Source organism: Cellulomonas sp. APG4, from assembly GCF_009996735.1.
In the GTDB taxonomy this organism is placed as follows: Bacteria; Actinomycetota; Actinomycetes; order Actinomycetales; family Cellulomonadaceae; genus Actinotalea.
The window spans coordinates 45,949-61,503 of record NZ_JAACYI010000015.1 but is presented as its reverse complement, the minus strand read 5'-3'; the positions used below and the strand labels follow the sequence as shown (position 1 = coordinate 61,503).

At 71.5% G+C, this 15,555-nt stretch carries 10 protein-coding genes; 9 read left to right on the top strand and 1 reads right to left on the bottom strand.

The features are described 5' to 3' along the window. The first annotated feature begins 51 nt into the window (after positions 1 to 51). The 9 genes from GXB85_RS12020 (at position 52) to GXB85_RS11980 (ending at position 14,773) form a co-directional block, all read left to right on the top strand. Positions 52 to 636, top strand: coding sequence for a TetR/AcrR family transcriptional regulator (locus GXB85_RS12020; protein ID WP_161917891.1), 585 nt, complete (start codon positions 52 to 54; stop codon positions 634 to 636). Between the two features lie 70 nt (positions 637 to 706). Then, positions 707 to 2,323, top strand: coding sequence for an FGGY-family carbohydrate kinase (locus GXB85_RS12015; RefSeq protein WP_237728220.1), 1,617 nt, complete (start codon positions 707 to 709; stop codon positions 2,321 to 2,323). Then, positions 2,320 to 3,078, top strand: coding sequence for an L-ribulose-5-phosphate 4-epimerase (locus GXB85_RS12010; RefSeq protein WP_161917890.1), 759 nt, complete (start codon positions 2,320 to 2,322; stop codon positions 3,076 to 3,078). The genes GXB85_RS12015 and GXB85_RS12010 overlap by 4 nt, the downstream gene beginning before the upstream one ends. Then, a complete protein-coding gene (araA, locus tag GXB85_RS12005; RefSeq protein ID WP_161917889.1) occupies positions 3,053 to 4,561 on the top strand; it encodes an L-arabinose isomerase in 1,509 nt (502 codons plus the stop codon). Before GXB85_RS12010 ends, araA begins: the two co-directional genes overlap by 26 nt. A gap of 267 nt (positions 4,562 to 4,828) precedes the next feature. Beyond that, the gene (locus GXB85_RS12000) at positions 4,829 to 5,632 is read left to right on the top strand and encodes a DeoR/GlpR family DNA-binding transcription regulator (protein WP_370524201.1); all 804 of its coding nucleotides are present in this window, start codon (positions 4,829 to 4,831) and stop codon (positions 5,630 to 5,632) included. A gap of 98 nt (positions 5,633 to 5,730) precedes the next feature. Next, entirely contained in the window at positions 5,731 to 6,894 is a 1,164-nt protein-coding gene (gene chvE / locus GXB85_RS11995) for a multiple monosaccharide ABC transporter substrate-binding protein (RefSeq protein ID WP_161917888.1), read from the top strand. 101 nt (positions 6,895 to 6,995) lie between these two features. After that, positions 6,996 to 8,537: a multiple monosaccharide ABC transporter ATP-binding protein gene (mmsA, locus tag GXB85_RS11990; protein ID WP_161917887.1), complete on the top strand. Its 1,542-nt coding sequence runs from the start codon at positions 6,996 to 6,998 to the stop codon at positions 8,535 to 8,537. Beyond that, positions 8,534 to 9,712, top strand: coding sequence for a multiple monosaccharide ABC transporter permease (gene mmsB, locus GXB85_RS11985; RefSeq protein ID WP_161917886.1), 1,179 nt, complete (start codon positions 8,534 to 8,536; stop codon positions 9,710 to 9,712). Before mmsA ends, mmsB begins: the two co-directional genes overlap by 4 nt. Before the next feature lie 885 nt (positions 9,713 to 10,597). Next, entirely contained in the window at positions 10,598 to 14,773 is a 4,176-nt protein-coding gene (locus GXB85_RS11980) for an immunoglobulin-like domain-containing protein (protein ID WP_161917885.1), read from the top strand. 39 nt (positions 14,774 to 14,812) lie between these two features. On the opposite strand, the gene GXB85_RS11975 is transcribed toward GXB85_RS11980, so the two are convergent. Further along, positions 14,813 to 15,448 (bottom strand): TrkA family potassium uptake protein, encoded by a 636-nt coding sequence (locus GXB85_RS11975; RefSeq protein ID WP_370524209.1) that lies wholly within the window; start codon positions 15,446 to 15,448, stop codon positions 14,813 to 14,815. Positions 15,449 to 15,555: the final 107 nt, after the last annotated feature.

The window sequence follows — 15,555 nt, the reverse complement described above, 5'->3', positions numbered from 1 at the left end:
ATTTGGACTGTAATCCAAACAGGCGTGCGCGTCGAGACCTACGCTGGGGCGGTGCGCACCCCGCCTGTCGAGCTCGCCGACGCGCTCGTCGCCCATGCCGAGCACGTGCTGACCGAGCCCGGGCTCCGGCTCGAGGACGTCGCGCGGCTCGTGGGCACGTCCCGTGCGCGGCTCTACTACTACTTCGCCGGCCAGGACGACCTGCGCGACTTCCTCGTCACGCGTCATCTCGCCGAGGGCGCCGAGGTGCTCGCCCGGGCGGCCGACGGAGCCGCGGGTGGACCTGCCGACCGCCTGGCTGCCGTCGTGCGTGCGGCCGCCGCGCACCTCGCCGAGCACCCCGGCGTGTGCGCGGGCCTGCTCGCCGGCTCGGGGCCGGAGGCCGGCGGCGCGCTCGCGGCCGCCGACGACGTGGTCGTCGCACCCGTGCGGGCGCTCCTCACCGAGGCGGCGCGGGCGGGCGAGCTCGACGTCGCCGACGTGCGGGTCGCCGCGGACGCCGCGGTGGGCGCGATCCTCGTGGCGGTGATCGGGCGCTGGCGCCGGGGTGAGACGACCGGAGCGGAGGGCTTCGCGGATGCCGTCGCGCGGCAGGTGATGGGTGGTCTGCGCGGTCTCACGGGGGCGGCCGGGTGAACGGGACGAAGGTCCGTGCGCGACCCCGCTTTGACTGACATCGTGTGAGCGTTAACATCGCAGGCGAGCCATGAAGGGGTGGGAGCCGATGCCGCACGACGACGCGCGATCCGTGATCGCCGAGGGCCGCGCAGCCCTCGGCATCGAGCTGGGCTCGACCCGGATCAAGGCGGTGCTGACCACGCCCGACGGCGTCGTCCTCGCGAGCGGTGCGCACGCGTGGGAGAACGACCTGGTCGACGGCGTCTGGACCTACCCGCTCGACGCGGTACGCACGGGCCTCGCCGCGTGCGTGACGGACCTGCACGCCGACGTCACCCGCAGGCACGGCGAGACCCTGCGCCGGGTCGCCACGCTCGGGCTCTCGGCGATGATGCACGGCTACCTCGCCCTCGACGCTGACGGCGAGCTGCTCGTGCCGTTCCGCACGTGGCGCAACACCTCGACGGGCCCGGCTGCGGCCGAGCTCACGGAGGCGCTCTCCTTCAACGTCCCGCTGCGCTGGTCCGTCGCGCACCTCTACCAGGCCGTGCTCGACGACGAGCCCCACCTCAGCCGCCTGGCGTCCCTCACGACGCTCGCGGGCTGGGTGCACACGCAGCTCACGGGACGCACCGTGCTGGGCGTGGGGGACGCGAGCGGCGTGTTCCCGGTGGACCCGGCCACGCGCGACTACGACGCCGCGATGCTCGCGCGCGTCGACGAGCTGCTCGAGGCGCGCAGGCCCGGTCTGCGCCTGCGCCCCCTGCTGCCCGACGTGCTCGTCGCGGGGCAGGAGGCCGGACGGCTCAGCGAGGCCGGCGCGGCGATGCTCGACCCGAGCGGCACCCTCGAGCCCGGCGCCCGGCTGTGCCCGCCCGAGGGCGACGCCGGCACGGGCATGGTCGCGACGCAGGCCGTCGCGCCGCGCACGGGCAACGTGAGCGTGGGGACGAGCATCTTCGCCATGGTCGTGCTCGAGCGCCCGCTCGCACGGGTGCACCACGAGCTCGACGTCGTCACCACGCCCGTGGGCGACCTGGTCGCGATGGTCCACTGCAACAACGGCGCGAGCGAGGTCGGTGCCTGGGCGGCCGTGTTCGGTCGGTTCGCCGAGGCGCTCGGCCACCCGACCGAGGCCGACGCCGTCTTCGGCGCGCTGCTCGCCGAGGCCGCGGACGCCGAGGCCGACGCGGGCGGCGTCCTGGCGTACAACAACCTCTCGGGCGAGCCGATCACCGGGCTCGACGCGGGACGGCCCCTGGTCGCCCGGACACCGGGCGCCGACTTCACGCTCGGCAACCTCGTGCGCGCGCAGCTGCACGGCGCCTTCGCGACGCTCAGTGTCGGGATGCGCGTGCTCGAGGCCGAGGGCGTCGAGGTCGACACGCTCTTCGCGCACGGCGGCATGTTCCGCACCGCGGGCGTCGCGCAGCGCCTGCTCGCCGCCGCCGTCGGCGCTCCCGTGGCCGTGGCCGCGACGGCGAGCGAGGGCGGACCGTGGGGCATGGCCCTGCTCGCCGCCTACCTCGACGCGGCGGACGAGCAGAGCCTGGGGGAGTTCCTCGCGACGCGCGTCTTCGCCGACGCCGCGGCCGAGGTGGTCGAGCCCGACCCCGACGACGTCGCGGGGTACGCGGCGTACCTCGAGCGCTGGACGGCGGGCCTCGCGCTGCAGCGCACCGCCGTGGAGGTGATGGACCGATGACCGCGACCGTGCCGGGCCTGGACGCCTACGGACCCGAGGTGCACGAGGAGGTCGCACGCGTGCGCGAGGTGGTCGCACGCCTGCACGCCGAGCTGCCGCGCTGGGAGCTCGTCGTGTGGACCGCGGGCAACGTCTCGCAGCGGCTCACCACCGCGGACCTCTTCGTCATCAAGCCCAGCGGCGTGACCTACGACGAGCTCACGCCCGAGGCGATGGTGGTCTGCGACCTCGACGGCAACCTCGTCGACGGGACCCGCGCGCCGTCGTCGGACACCGCGGCCCACGCCTACGTCTACGCGCACATGCCGCACGTGGGCGGCGTGGTGCACACCCACTCGACCTACGCCACGGCGTGGGCGGCGCGCGGCGAGGAGGTGCCGTGCGTGCTCACGATGATGGCCGACGAGTTCGGCGGCCCCATCCCGATCGGTCCGTTCGCACTGATCGGCGACGACTCGATCGGCCGCGGCATCGTCGAGACGCTGCGAGGCTCGCGCAGCCGGGCGGTGCTCATGCGCAACCACGGCCCGTTCACGATCGGCCGTGACGCGAAGGACGCCGTCAAGGCCGCCGTCATGGTCGAGGAGGTCGCGCGCACGGTGCACATCTCGCGTCAGCTCGGCGAGCCCGTGCCGATCCCGCAGGCCGACGTCGACTCCCTGTACGCCCGCTACCAGAACGTCTACGGCCAGGGCGACTCCGCCCCGGTCCAGGTCGAGGAGGACCCGCATGAGCAAGCCCTACGCCGACCGTGAGGTCTGGTTCTGCACCGGAAGCCAGGACCTCTACGGCGAGGACACCCTGCGTCAGGTGGCCGAGCAGTCGCAGGCGATCGCGGCGGCCCTCGACGCGTCCTCGGACGTCCCGGTGCGCGTGGTGTGGAAGCCCGTGCTCAAGGACTCCGACGCGATCCGCCGGCTCGCGCTCGAGGCCAACGCCGACGACGCGTGCCTGGGCGTGATCGCCTGGATGCACACGTTCTCGCCCGCCAAGATGTGGATCGCCGGGCTCGACGCGCTCCGCACGCCGCTGCTGCACCTGCACACGCAGGCGAACGTCGAGCTGCCGTGGTCGACGATCGACTTCGACTTCATGAACCTCAACCAGGCCGCGCACGGCGACCGCGAGTTCGGCTACATCCAGTCGCGGCTCGGCGTGGCGCGCAAGACCGTCGTCGGGCACGTCTCGAACCCCGTGGTGCAGCGCAAGGTCGGCACCTGGGTGCGTGCGGCGGCCGGCTGGGCCGCGACGCACGAGCTCCGGCTGGTGCGCTTCGGCGACAACATGCGCAACGTCGCGGTGACGGAGGGCGACAAGACCGAGGCCGAGCTGCGCTTCGGCGTCTCGGTCAACACGTGGGGCGTCAACGACCTCGTGGCCGCGGTCGACGCGGTGGACGACGCCGCGGTCGACGCGCTCGTGGCCGAGTACGAGGAGCTCTACGACGTAGCACCCGAGCTGCGACGCGGCGCCGAGCGGCACGAGTCGCTGCGCTACGGCGCGCGCCAGGAGATCGCGCTGCGCGGGTTCCTCGAGGGCGTGGGCGCGCACGCGTTCACGACGACGTTCGAGGACCTGGGCGGGCTGCGCCAGCTGCCGGGCCTCGCGGTGCAGCGGCTCATGGCCGCGGGGTACGGCTTCGGTGCCGAGGGCGACTGGAAGACGGCGATCCTCGTGCGCGCGGCCAAGGTGATGGGTGCAGGCCTGCCGGGCGGCGCCTCGCTCATGGAGGACTACACCTACGACCTCACGCCGGGCGACGAGAAGATCCTCGGGGCCCACATGCTCGAGATCTGCCCGTCGCTCACCACCCAGCGCCCGTCGCTCGAGATCCACCCGCTGGGCATCGGCGGCCGTGAGGACCCGGTGCGCCTGGTCTTCGACACCGACCCGGGGCCGGGCGTGGTCGTGGCGCTGTCGGACATGCGGGACCGGTTCCGGCTGACGGCGAACGTCGTGGAGGTCATCCCGCCCGACGCGCCACTGCCGCACCTGCCGGTCGCGCGTGCGGTGTGGAAGCCCCAGCCCGACTTCGCGACGTCGGCCGAGGCGTGGCTCATGGCGGGCGCGGCGCACCACACGGTGCTGTCGACGCAGGTGGGCGCGGACGTGTTCGCGGACTTCGCGGACATCGCGCGCACCGAGCTGCTGCTCATCGACGAGGACACCACGAGCCGCGGGTTCGCCCGCGAGCTGCGGTGGAACCAGGCCTACCACCGGCTCGCCCAGGGGTTCTGACGAGGGGCGCCGGTCGCGGCCGGAGGGTCGCTGTGTGGTTGTCGTGACTTTCGATATGACAACGTGCGGATCGGAGGAGCGAGGCGTCGAGAGCGCGCCGTCGCTGACCTTGGGCTGCACGTCGTCGCAGGTCACAGCCCCTACGTGACGCGCTGTGCGCCTCGACTCTGCCTCGTCAGGGCGAATGTGTCGGACGTTATGATTTCGCAATCAAAAGTTGACTTCAGGAAGTTGACGCAGCGTTGAAGCCTCCTCCACAGTTGTCCCGTGCTCAATGAGGAGACCGAGGTCCTGCCGGTGAACCTGCGGCGTGAACGCATGCTGCAGCAGGTCACCGAGCGCGACTTCGTGCGCGTCACGGAGCTGGCCGAGGCCTTCGGCATCTCCGAGGTCACCGTGCGCGCGGACCTCGCCGCCCTCGAGCTCTCGCACGGCCTGCGGCGCGTCCGCGGCGGCGCGATGGCACCCGCCCGCTCGAGCCGCACCGAGCCCTCCTTCGAGGAGGCCCTGGTCGAGTACGCGGGGGAGAAGCAGCGCATCGGCGAGTATGCCGCCTCGCTCGTGTCGTCGGGGATGAGCGTGATCCTCGACGTCGGGACGACGACCACGGCCGTCGCACGCGCACTCGTGGCCCGCGCGGACCTCGACCAGGTCACGGTCATCACGAACGGGCTCAACATCGCCCTCGAGCTCGAGGCCGCGATCGGACGGTTCACCGTGGTCGTCACCGGCGGGACGCTCCGCAGGCTCCAGCACTCGCTCGTGAACCCGCTCGCCAACGTGCTGCTGGGCGGCCTGCGGGCGGACCTCGCATTCATCGGCTGCAACGGCGTGGACGCGGAGCACGGGGTCACGAACCTCAACCTCCCCGAGGCCGAGGTCAAGCAGCAGATGGTCCGGGCCGCCGCGCGCGCGGTCGTCGTGTGCGACGGCTCGAAGCTCGGTCAGGCCCACCTGGGCAAGGTCGTCGACGCGTCGGCCGTCCACACCGTGCTCACCGGGGCCTCGGCCCCGATGCACGAGATCACCCGTCTGCGCCGTGAGGGCGTCGAGGTGGTCCGGGTCGAGTAGACCCACGCACTTCCTGGCCGGTCGAAGGTCAGGTCGCTCGGCCGGCCGTGGAGATCCAGGGCCAGCCCCCACAGGAAGACAGTTCTCGAGGAGGAGACATGAGCACCAGGAAGTTCGCCGCGGTCGCGGCGGGCATCACGCTCGCGATGGGCCTCGCCGCGTGCGGCGGCGGCGGCGCGGGCGACACGAGCGGTGACACCGACGCCGGCGGCGACTCGGGCACCGTCGAGGAAGGTGGCCTGATCGGCGTCTCGATGCCGACCCAGACCTCCGAGCGGTGGATCGCCGACGGCGAGGCCGTCGAGGCCGGGCTCACCGACGCGGGCTACGAGGTCGAGCTCCAGTTCGCCAACGACGACATCCCGACCCAGTCGCAGCAGATCGACCAGATGATCACCAACGGCGCCAAGGCGCTGATCATCGCGGCGATCGACGGCACGGCGCTGACGAGCCAGCTCGACGCGGCCGCGGCGGCGAACATCCCGGTCATCTCGTACGACCGGCTCATCCGCGACAGCGAGAACGTCGACTTCTACGTCACGTTCGACAACTACAACGTCGGCGTGCAGCAGGCGACCTCGCTGCTGGTGGGCCTCGGCCTGCTCAACCAGGACGGCTCCGAGGGCGACGCGACCGGTCCGTTCAACGTCGAGCTCTTCGCGGGCTCGCTCGACGACAACAACGCGCACTTCTTCTGGAAGGGCGCGATGGACACCCTCCAGCCGTACTTCGACGACGGCACGCTCGTGGTCCCGTCGGGCCAGATGGACATCGAGCAGGCGGCGATCTTGCGCTGGCAGCAGGAGACCGCGCAGAAGCGCATGGAGGACCTGCTGACCGCGTCGTACAGCGACGGCACCGAGCTGCACGGCGTGCTCTCGCCGTACGACGGCCTGTCGCGCGGCATCATCACCGCGCTCCAGGGCGTGGGCATGGGCCCGACGATCGCCGAGGGCCTGCCGGTCGTGACCGGTCAGGACGCCGAGATCGCCTCGGTCAAGCTCATCGCCGACGGCGTGCAGTTCGCCTCGATCTTCAAGGACACCCGCAAGCTCGCCGAGCAGGCCGTGGTCGCGGCCGAGGCATACCTGCAGGGTGAGGAGCCCGAGGCGAACGACACCGAGACGTACGAGAACGGCGTCAAGGTCGTCCCCTCGTACCTGCTCGAGTCGGACATCGTCTACGCCGACAACATCCAGTCGCTGCTCGTGGACTCGGGCTACTGGACGGCCGAGGAGGTCGAGTCCGGCGTCGCCGAGTGATCGGCTGACGTGAACCCGCGCCCGGCCCGGCGGTCCCCCTCCGCCGGGCCGGGCGCACCGGACGGCCGGGTTCCCGGCCCCGAGCAGTGAGGACCCGTCGCATGAGCGACAACATTCTGGAGATGCGCGGCATCACCAAGACGTTCCCCGGCGTCAAGGCGCTCCAGGACGTCACCCTCGAGGTGCGGCGCGGTGAGATCCACGCCATCTGCGGCGAGAACGGCGCCGGCAAGTCGACCCTCATGAAGGTGCTGTCGGGTGTGTACCCGCACGGCACCTACACCGGCGAGATCGTGTTCGAGGGCCAGGAGGCCCGGTTCGGCTCGATCAACGCGAGCGAGGACCGCGGCATCGTCATCATCCACCAGGAGCTCGCGCTGGTGCCGTACCTGTCGGTCGCCGAGAACATCTTCCTCGGCAACGAGACCCGCGGCCGCGCAGGGCTCATCGACTGGCACAAGGCGAACTCCGAGGCGGCGGCGCTGCTCGAGCGCGTCGGGCTCGCCGAGCTCCCCGTCACGCCCATCAGCCAGCTGGGCGTGGGCAAGCAGCAGCTCGTCGAGATCGCCAAGGCGCTGTCCAAGGAGGTCAAGCTCCTCATCCTGGACGAGCCCACGGCGGCCCTGAACGACAACGACTCCGAGCACCTGCTCGAGCTCCTGCGGCAGCTCAACGCCCAGGGCATCACCTGCATCATGATCTCGCACAAGCTCAACGAGATCGCCGAGATCGCCGACCGGACGACCATCATCCGCGACGGTCGCACGATCGAGACCATCGACATGAAGGACCCTGCCTCCACGCAGGACCGCATCATCCGCGGGATGGTCGGCCGCGACCTCGAGCACCGCTTTCCCGAGCGCACGCCTCAGATCGGCGAGGAGATGCTTCGCGTCGAGGGCTGGACGGTGCACCACCCCACGCAGCACGAGCGCGTCGTCGTCGAGGACGCGAGCTTCACGGTGCGCGAGGGTGAGGTCGTCGGCATCGCCGGCCTCATGGGTGCGGGGCGCACCGAGCTCGCGATGAGCCTGTTCGGGCGCAGCTACGGGAGCAACATCACGGGCCGCGTCTACAAGCGCGGCGAGGAGATCAGGCTGCGGTCGGTCTCCGAGGCCATCGCGCACGGGCTCGCGTACGCGACCGAGGACCGCAAGCGCTACGGGCTCAACCTCATCGAGGACATCCGGCGCAACATCTCCGCCGCGGGCCTGGGCAAGCTCGCGCGTCGTGGCTGGGTCAACGGCAACGAGGAGCTCAAGGTCGCCGAGGAGTACCGCCGGGACCTGAACATCAAGGCTCCCAGCGTGCTCTCGGTCGTCGGCAAGCTCTCGGGCGGCAATCAGCAGAAGGTCGTCCTGAGCAAGTGGATCTACACCGATGCCGACGTGCTGATCCTCGACGAGCCCACGCGCGGGATCGACGTCGGGGCCAAGTACGAGATCTACACGATCATCAACCGGATGGTCGCCGCCGGGAAGGCGGTCGTGGTCATCTCCTCCGAGCTGCCCGAGCTGCTCGGCACGTGTGACCGCATCTACACCCTCGCCTTCGGCCGGATCACCGGCGAGGTCCCCGCCGAGGGTGCCACCCAGGAGCGCCTGATGGAGCTCATGACCATGGAAAAGGAAACGGCCCGATGACCGCCATCGCCTCCCTGCGGGAGATCGCCACCCGCAACCTGCGGCAGAGCGGGATCATGATCGCCTTCGTGGCGATCGTGGCCCTGTTCTCGTTCCTGCACCCCAACTTCCTGAGCCCCGGGAACCTGACGAACATCGTCCTGCAGTACTCCTACATCCTGATCCTCGCGATCGGCATGGTCATCGTGATCATCGCGGGTCACATCGACCTCTCGGTCGGCTCCCTCGTGGCCCTCACGGGAGCCGTCGCGGCGACGGTCGTGGTCCGCGAGGGGATGCCCTGGTGGATGGGTGTGCTCGCGGCGATCGTGGTCGGCCTGATCGCCGGGCTCTGGCAGGGCTTCTGGGTGGCCTTCGTCGGTATCCCCGCGTTCATCGTGACGCTCGCGGGCATGCTCCTGTTCCGTGGGCTGACCTGGCTCGTCCTCGACAGCATCTCGCTCTCGCCGTTCGGCGGGACGTACTACCAGATCGCCAACGGCTTCCAGAACGGCCTGCTCGGTGGCTACGGCTACGACGTGTTCACCCTGCTGATCTTCGGCATCGCGGTGGTGGGCTACGCGGTGAGCGCGTGGCGGAACCGTCAGGGAGCCCTGCGCTACCAGCAGGCGGTCGAGGCGCTGCCGCTGTTCGTCCTGCGCATCGTCGTCGTGGGCGCCGTCGTCATGTGGTTCGCGTACCAGCTCGCGCAGAGCCGTGGCCTGCCGAACGTGCTGATCCTGCTCGCGATCCTGATCATCGTGTACTCGCTCGTGACCCAGCGCAGCGTCTTCGGGCGCCACGTCTACGCCATCGGCGGGAACCTCAACGCCGCGCAGCTGTCGGGCGTCAAGGTGCGCAAGGTCAACTTCGCGATCTTCGTGAACATGGGCTTCCTCGCGTCGGTGGCCGGCATCGTGTTCTCCTCGCGCATGAACGGTGCACAGCCGGGAGCCGGCGAGATGTTCGAGCTCGACGCGATCGCCGCGTGCTTCATCGGTGGCGCCGCGGTGACCGGCGGCGTGGGCCGCGTGACAGGCGCGATGATCGGCGGTCTGATCATGGCGGTCATGAGCAACGGCATGCAGCTCATGGGCGTCGACCAGTCCGTGCAGCAGGTCACCAAGGGTCTGGTGCTGCTCCTGGCCGTCGCGTTCGACGTGTTCAACAAGCGTCGCGCCGCCGGCGGTCGCTGACCCCACGCACCGGCGGCCCACCCCGCCGGCCCGACGCCCCACGCGTCGCACGAAGGCCCCGGACACCCTCCGGGGCCTTCGTGCGTCCCTGCACCCGGCCTGCTGCCGAGACGACGGCGTCCGGGGCACGTCGCTGCCGCACGCCGAAGGACTCCCGTGCCGGCCGCCGTCGGCCCACGCGCGCCGCGGTCGGCCCACGCGCGCCGCGGTCGGCCCACGCGGGGCGTGTGACGGGCGTGCCCCGTGAGGCGCGGGAGTCCACCCAGCCGCCCCGAGGGCCACTCTCGTCACGCGCACCGCATGGGCGGACCGCGCGGGCGAGTGCCGACCGCGGGCGACCTGTTGAGCGAGACGCGACCACGGGTGACCCGTTGAGCTGGGCACGACCGCGGGTGACCCGTTGAGCGAGTGCCGACCGCGGGCGAACCGTTGAGCGAGCGCGGCCGGGAGCGGCAGGCGGCGAGTGGGAGCGGTTCCGCACGCGTCGCGTTGCACGGCGTTATCGGAATGTGACCTGGGCGTCTTGTGAGCGCCGTTGTGAGCGCTAACAATTGGCGTCGACGGGTCGAGGACGACTCGTCCGGTCACACGGACCGCCCGCCAACCCGCGACGTCGCGGGTGTTCGGGCAGGTCGTGGCCGAGGGGCGCGCGACGAGGAGGACGCACGTGACGCCGCGGCGGACCGCGCTCTCGGCCCTCGGTACAGCGCCATGTGACGGAGCCCGAGCGCCCGACCACCCCGTCTCCCGCCCTCGGACGCGGCACCGCACGCCAGGAGGTTGCCCCCTCCCGACGTGCGGCGGCCACAGCCGGACGTGACCAGGAAGGAGATCCCGAACCACGCCCCCTGCGGGCGACTCCCCACCCTTGCCGAGCGTTGGAGCATGATGATCCTCTCTCACCGACGGGCCCGCGGGCCCGCTGATCCCACGTCCGCCTCAGGATTCACCCGGCGGCCCCTCGTCGCCGCTGCGACGTCCCTCGCGCTGGCCGCCGGACTGGCCGCGGCCGTGCCCACCGCTGCAGTGGCAGAGCCCTCGTCCGACGGCCTCGTCCTGCACTACGCGCTCGACACGCTCGACGGCACCACCGTGCCCGACCTGTCGGGTGCGGGCCGCGACGGGACCGTCGTCGGCGGCGCGACCGTCGACGCCACGGGGATCACCCTCGACGGCGTCGACGACTACGTCGACCTGCCCGACGACGTCATGGCCGGCCTCGACGCGATCACCGTCGCGTTCGACGTCAAGGTCGACCCGTCGCTCGGCGGCGTCCACTTCATCTACGGGCTCGGCAACACGACCGGCTCCGCGGGGGACGGCTACCTGTTCGCGGAGGCGAACCCGCTGCGCACGGCGATCGCCTCGGGCAACTGGTCGACCGAGCAGAACCTCGAGACCACGCCGCCGCGCAACCTCGCGCGCGGGGTCTGGAAGCACCTCACCTACACGCTCGACGGCGGCACGGCCGTGCTCTACGAGGACGGCGTCGAGGTGGCACGTCGCACGGACCTCACCCTCACGCCGGGCAGCATCGGCGACGGCCGCACCACGGAGAACTTCATCGGCCGCTCGGTCTACCCGGGCGACCCGCTGTTCAAGGGCTCGGTGCACGACTTCCGCATCTACGACCGCGCGCTGGGCGCCGACGAGGTGGGTGAGCTGACGGCGGCCAACGCGGCTGCGGCCCTCGCGGCCGACGTCGCCGCGTTCACGATCGGCGACACGTCGGCGGTCGAGGCGGACCTCGACCTCCCCGCGGTGAGTGCGGGAGGCTCGAGCGTGACGTGGGCGACGTCCGACGCGGGAGTGGTCACCGCGACCGGCGAGGTCACCCGGCCCGCCGCGGGGGAGGACCCGGCGACGGCGACGCTCACCGCGACGCTCTCCCAGCGCGGTGCCACCGCGACCAAGGACTTCGAGGTGACGGTGCTGCCCCAGCTCGACGACACGACCAGGGCACAGGCCGCGGCTGCGGCCCTCACGGTGCCGAACCTCGACGACGTCCGCGGCAACCTCACGCTGCCCACCGGCGGCCCGGACGGCAGCTCGGTGGCCTGGGAGAGCTCGGTGCCCGAGGTGATCACACCGACGGGTGAGGTCTCCCGCCCGGCGACCGGCGAGGACGCCGTCGTCGTCGAGCTCACCGCGACCGTGACGGTCGGCACGGCGTCGGTGACGCGGGTGCTGCCCGCGACGGTCCCGGCGCTGCCCGAGCGCGCGGACTACGAGGGCTACCTCTTCTCGCACTTCCTGGGTGAGGGCCTCGAGGACGGAGAGCAGGTCTACTTCGCGCTCAGCGAGGGGAACGACCCGCTCGCGTACACCGACCTCAACGACGGTGAGCCGGTGATGGTCTCGCGCAGCGGCGAGATGGGCCTGCGTGACCCGTACATCATCCGCTCGCCCGAGGGTGACAAGTTCTTCCAGATCGCGACCGACCTGCGCATGTGGAACTCCTCGAGCGGGAGCTGGGACGACGTCCAGCGGCACGGCAGCCGCAACATCGTGGTCTGGGAGTCGACCGACCTGGTCACGTGGTCCGAGAGCTGGGTGGCCGAGGTCGCGCCGTCCGAGGCGGGCAACGCGTGGGCACCCGAGGCGTTCTGGGACGAGTCGATCGGGGCGTACGTCGTGTTCTGGGCGTCCAAGCTCTACGCCGACGACGACCCCGACCACGCGGGCAGCACGCACAACCGGATGATGTACGCGACGACGCGCGACTTCCGCACGTTCAGCGAGCCCCAGGTGTGGATCGACCCGGGCTACTCGGTGATCGACTCGACCGTCGTCGAGCACGAGGGCGTCTACTACCGCTACACCAAGGACGAGCGGAACAACACCTCGAGCACGCCCTGCTCGAAGTTCATCACGGGCGAGCGGTCGGCGGACCTGCGCTCGACCGACTACGAGCTCGTGGCCGACTGCATCGGCGCCGGGACCGCCACGAGCCCCGGCATCGACCGCGGCGAGGGCCCCCTGGTGTTCAGGTCGAACACCGAGGAGCGCTGGTACATGTTCATCGACGAGTACGGCGGCCGCGGCTACGTCCCGTTCACGACGACGGACCTGTCCACCGGCGAGTGGGAGATGGTCGCCGAGGGCGAGTACTCCTTCCCGAGCCGGTACCGCCATGGCACGGTGCTCCCCGTGACCGCCGCGGAGTGGCGCGCGCTGCAGAACGCGTACGGCGAGGCCGACGACGCGACGTCCGTCGCGCGCGACCTCGCGGCCCTGGACATCCCGAACGCCGACGACGTGCGCGGCAACGTCACGCTCCCGGCCGAGGGTGAGAACGGCACGTCGTTCACGTGGGCGTCGAGCGCGCCCGCGGTCGTCACGACCACGGGTGAGGTCACGCGTCCCGCGCCGGGCTCGGCCCCGGTCGAGGTGGTGCTCGAGGTCGTGGCGGCGAAGGGCGAGGTGTCCGACAGCCGCACCTTCACCCTGCTCGTCCAGCCGGCGGTGGAGCTCGACGACCTCGAGGCGTACTTCTTCCCCTACTTCAAGGGCGAGACGGACACCACGTTCGAGGAGGTGTACTTCTCCGTCAGCAGGGGCGACGACCCGCTGCGCTGGCGCGAGCTCAACGACGGCGCATCCGTGCTGCGGTCCGGGGTGGGCGAGGAGGGCGTGCGCGACCCGTTCATCCTCCGCTCGCCCGAGGGCGACAGGTTCTTCCTCATCGCGACGGACCTCAACATGCACGACCGCTACGGCCGCTACGACTTCGGCTCCGCGCAGGAGCGGGGCAGCCGGAGCATCGTCGTGTGGGAGTCCACGGACCTCGTCACGTGGACCGACGAGCGCGCCGTCGAGGTCTCGTCGGCGTACGCGGGCAACACGTGGGCGCCCGAGGCGTTCTACGACGCCGAGGCCGGCCACTACGTCGTGTACTGGGCGTCGAACCTCTACCCGTCCACGGAGCAGGCGGGTCGCGACGTCGGCACCACCTACAACCGGATGATGTACGCCACCACGCGGGACTTCGTGACGTTCAGCGACCCGCAGCCGTGGGTCGACGTCCGGCGCGGCGCGGGCCGAGGGATGATCGACGCGACGGTGATCCGCGACGGCGACACCTACCACCGGTTCCTCAAGGACGAGGCGTCCATGACGATCCGGCAGGAGCGGTCGCCCGAGCTCGACGCCACGGTCGAGGGCACGCTGCCCACGACGACGTCGTCCCCGTGGCAGCTGGTCGCGGAGCAGGTGGGGACCGGGCAGCCCAACCCGTGGGGCGGGACCTTCACGCAGGGTGAGGGACCGCTCGTCTTCCGGGACAACGCCGACCCGTCGCACGTGTACCTGTTCATGGACCAGCCGTCGTACCACGGCGGGCAGGGCTACATGGCGTTCGAAACCGACGACCTGTCGTCCGGCGAGTGGACCTCGGTGCCGACGGCGCAGCTGCCCAGCAGTCCGCGGCACGGGACCGTCCTGCCGATCACGCAGGCCGAGCACGACAGGCTGCTGGCCGCGTACCAGCCCGATGCGCTCGTGGTCTCGGCCGCGCCCGTCGAGGTGACGGTCGACGTGGGCGAGGCGCCCGTGCTCCCCGGCGCCGTCGCCGTGACCCTCGGCGACGGGGCGACCGAGGAGCGTGCGGTCACGTGGGACGCGGTGGACCCGACGGCGTACGCGGCGCCGGGCACCTTCACCGTGGGCGGGCGGTTCGCCGACGGCGTCTCGGTGCGGGCCGAGGCCGTCGTGACGGTGCTCGCCCCGCTCACGGGGACCAGCGTGCGCGCCCAGGTGGTCCCGGGGTCCGTGCGCGAGGGCTGGCCGGCCCTCGTGCTCGCCAGGATCTCGTCCGACGAGCGGGTCCGCCTGTGGGATCGTCCGTCGGGCCGGATCGAGGTGCTCGCGGGCGACGACGTGATCGGTGAGGGTCCCGTGGTGCTCGGCATCGGCCTGGCCGCCGTGCTCACGGACGGCCTGGCGCCCGGGCGGCACGAGCTGACGGTGCGCTACGGCGGTGACGACCGCTTCGCGACGAGCGAGGACACCGTGACCCTCACCGTCCGCGCGGCACCGAGGGGCAGGTGGTCCCTGCGGTGACCTGAGCGGCCGCGCCGCGCGTCCCTGACCCGCCGCGGGTCAGGGACGCGCGGCGAAGCGCTCGAGCAGGTCCGCGTGGCCCGAGACGATGAGCAGGTCGTTGCCCGAGATGCGGGTCTCCTCGGTCGCGTAGACGAAGTCCTCGCCCGGGGGCTTCACGCCGATCACCGTCACGCCGTACTTCTTGCGGATCTGCGACTGACCCACGGTGAAGCCCTGCGTCTCGCGCGGCGGACGCATCTTGACGATCGTGAAGCCGTCCTCGACCTCGATGTAGTCGAGGAGCTTGCCCGAGACGAGGTGGGCCACCCGGTTGCCGGCGTCGGCCTCGGGGAGCACCACGTGGTGGGCGCCGATCCGGTGCAGGATCCGCGCGTGCTCGCTCGAGATCGCCTTGGCCCAGATCTGGGGCGTGCCGAGGTCCACCAGGTTGCCCGTGACGAGCACGCTCGCCTCGAGCGACGTCCCCACGCCCACCACGGCGACGCCGAAGTCGCGCGCACCGAGCTGCACGAGGGCCTCGGGGTTGGTCGCGTCGGCCTCGACGAGCGGGAAGCGGCCCGTGTAGTGCTGCACGAGCTCGGGGGAACGCTCGACCGCGAGCACCTCGTGCCCGAGGCGCTCGAGCGTGAGGGCGATCGAGGAGCCGAACCGGCCGAGCCCGATGACCAGCACGCCCGCATCGCGCTTGTCGGCGTCCTTGTCCCGGCCGCGAGGTCGCGGCTGCGGGACGGGGACGCCCTCGTCGACGGGCACCTCGAGCGCGCCCAGCAGGCTCGACG

Excerpts from the sequence above, each read along its gene's own strand:
- GXB85_RS12015 (WP_237728220.1), top strand. The coding sequence starts at position 707 with ATGAAGGGGTGGGAGCCGATGCCGCACGACGACGCGCGATCCGTGATC.
- GXB85_RS12010 (WP_161917890.1), top strand. The coding sequence starts at position 2,320 with ATGACCGCGACCGTGCCGGGCCTGGACGCCTACGGACCCGAGGTGCAC.
- araA (WP_161917889.1), top strand. The coding sequence starts at position 3,053 with ATGAGCAAGCCCTACGCCGACCGTGAGGTCTGGTTCTGCACCGGAAGC.
- chvE (WP_161917888.1), top strand. The coding sequence starts at position 5,731 with ATGAGCACCAGGAAGTTCGCCGCGGTCGCGGCGGGCATCACGCTCGCG.
- mmsA (WP_161917887.1), top strand. The coding sequence starts at position 6,996 with ATGAGCGACAACATTCTGGAGATGCGCGGCATCACCAAGACGTTCCCC.
- mmsB (WP_161917886.1), top strand. The coding sequence starts at position 8,534 with ATGACCGCCATCGCCTCCCTGCGGGAGATCGCCACCCGCAACCTGCGG.
- GXB85_RS11980 (WP_161917885.1), top strand. The coding sequence starts at position 10,598 with ATGATGATCCTCTCTCACCGACGGGCCCGCGGGCCCGCTGATCCCACG.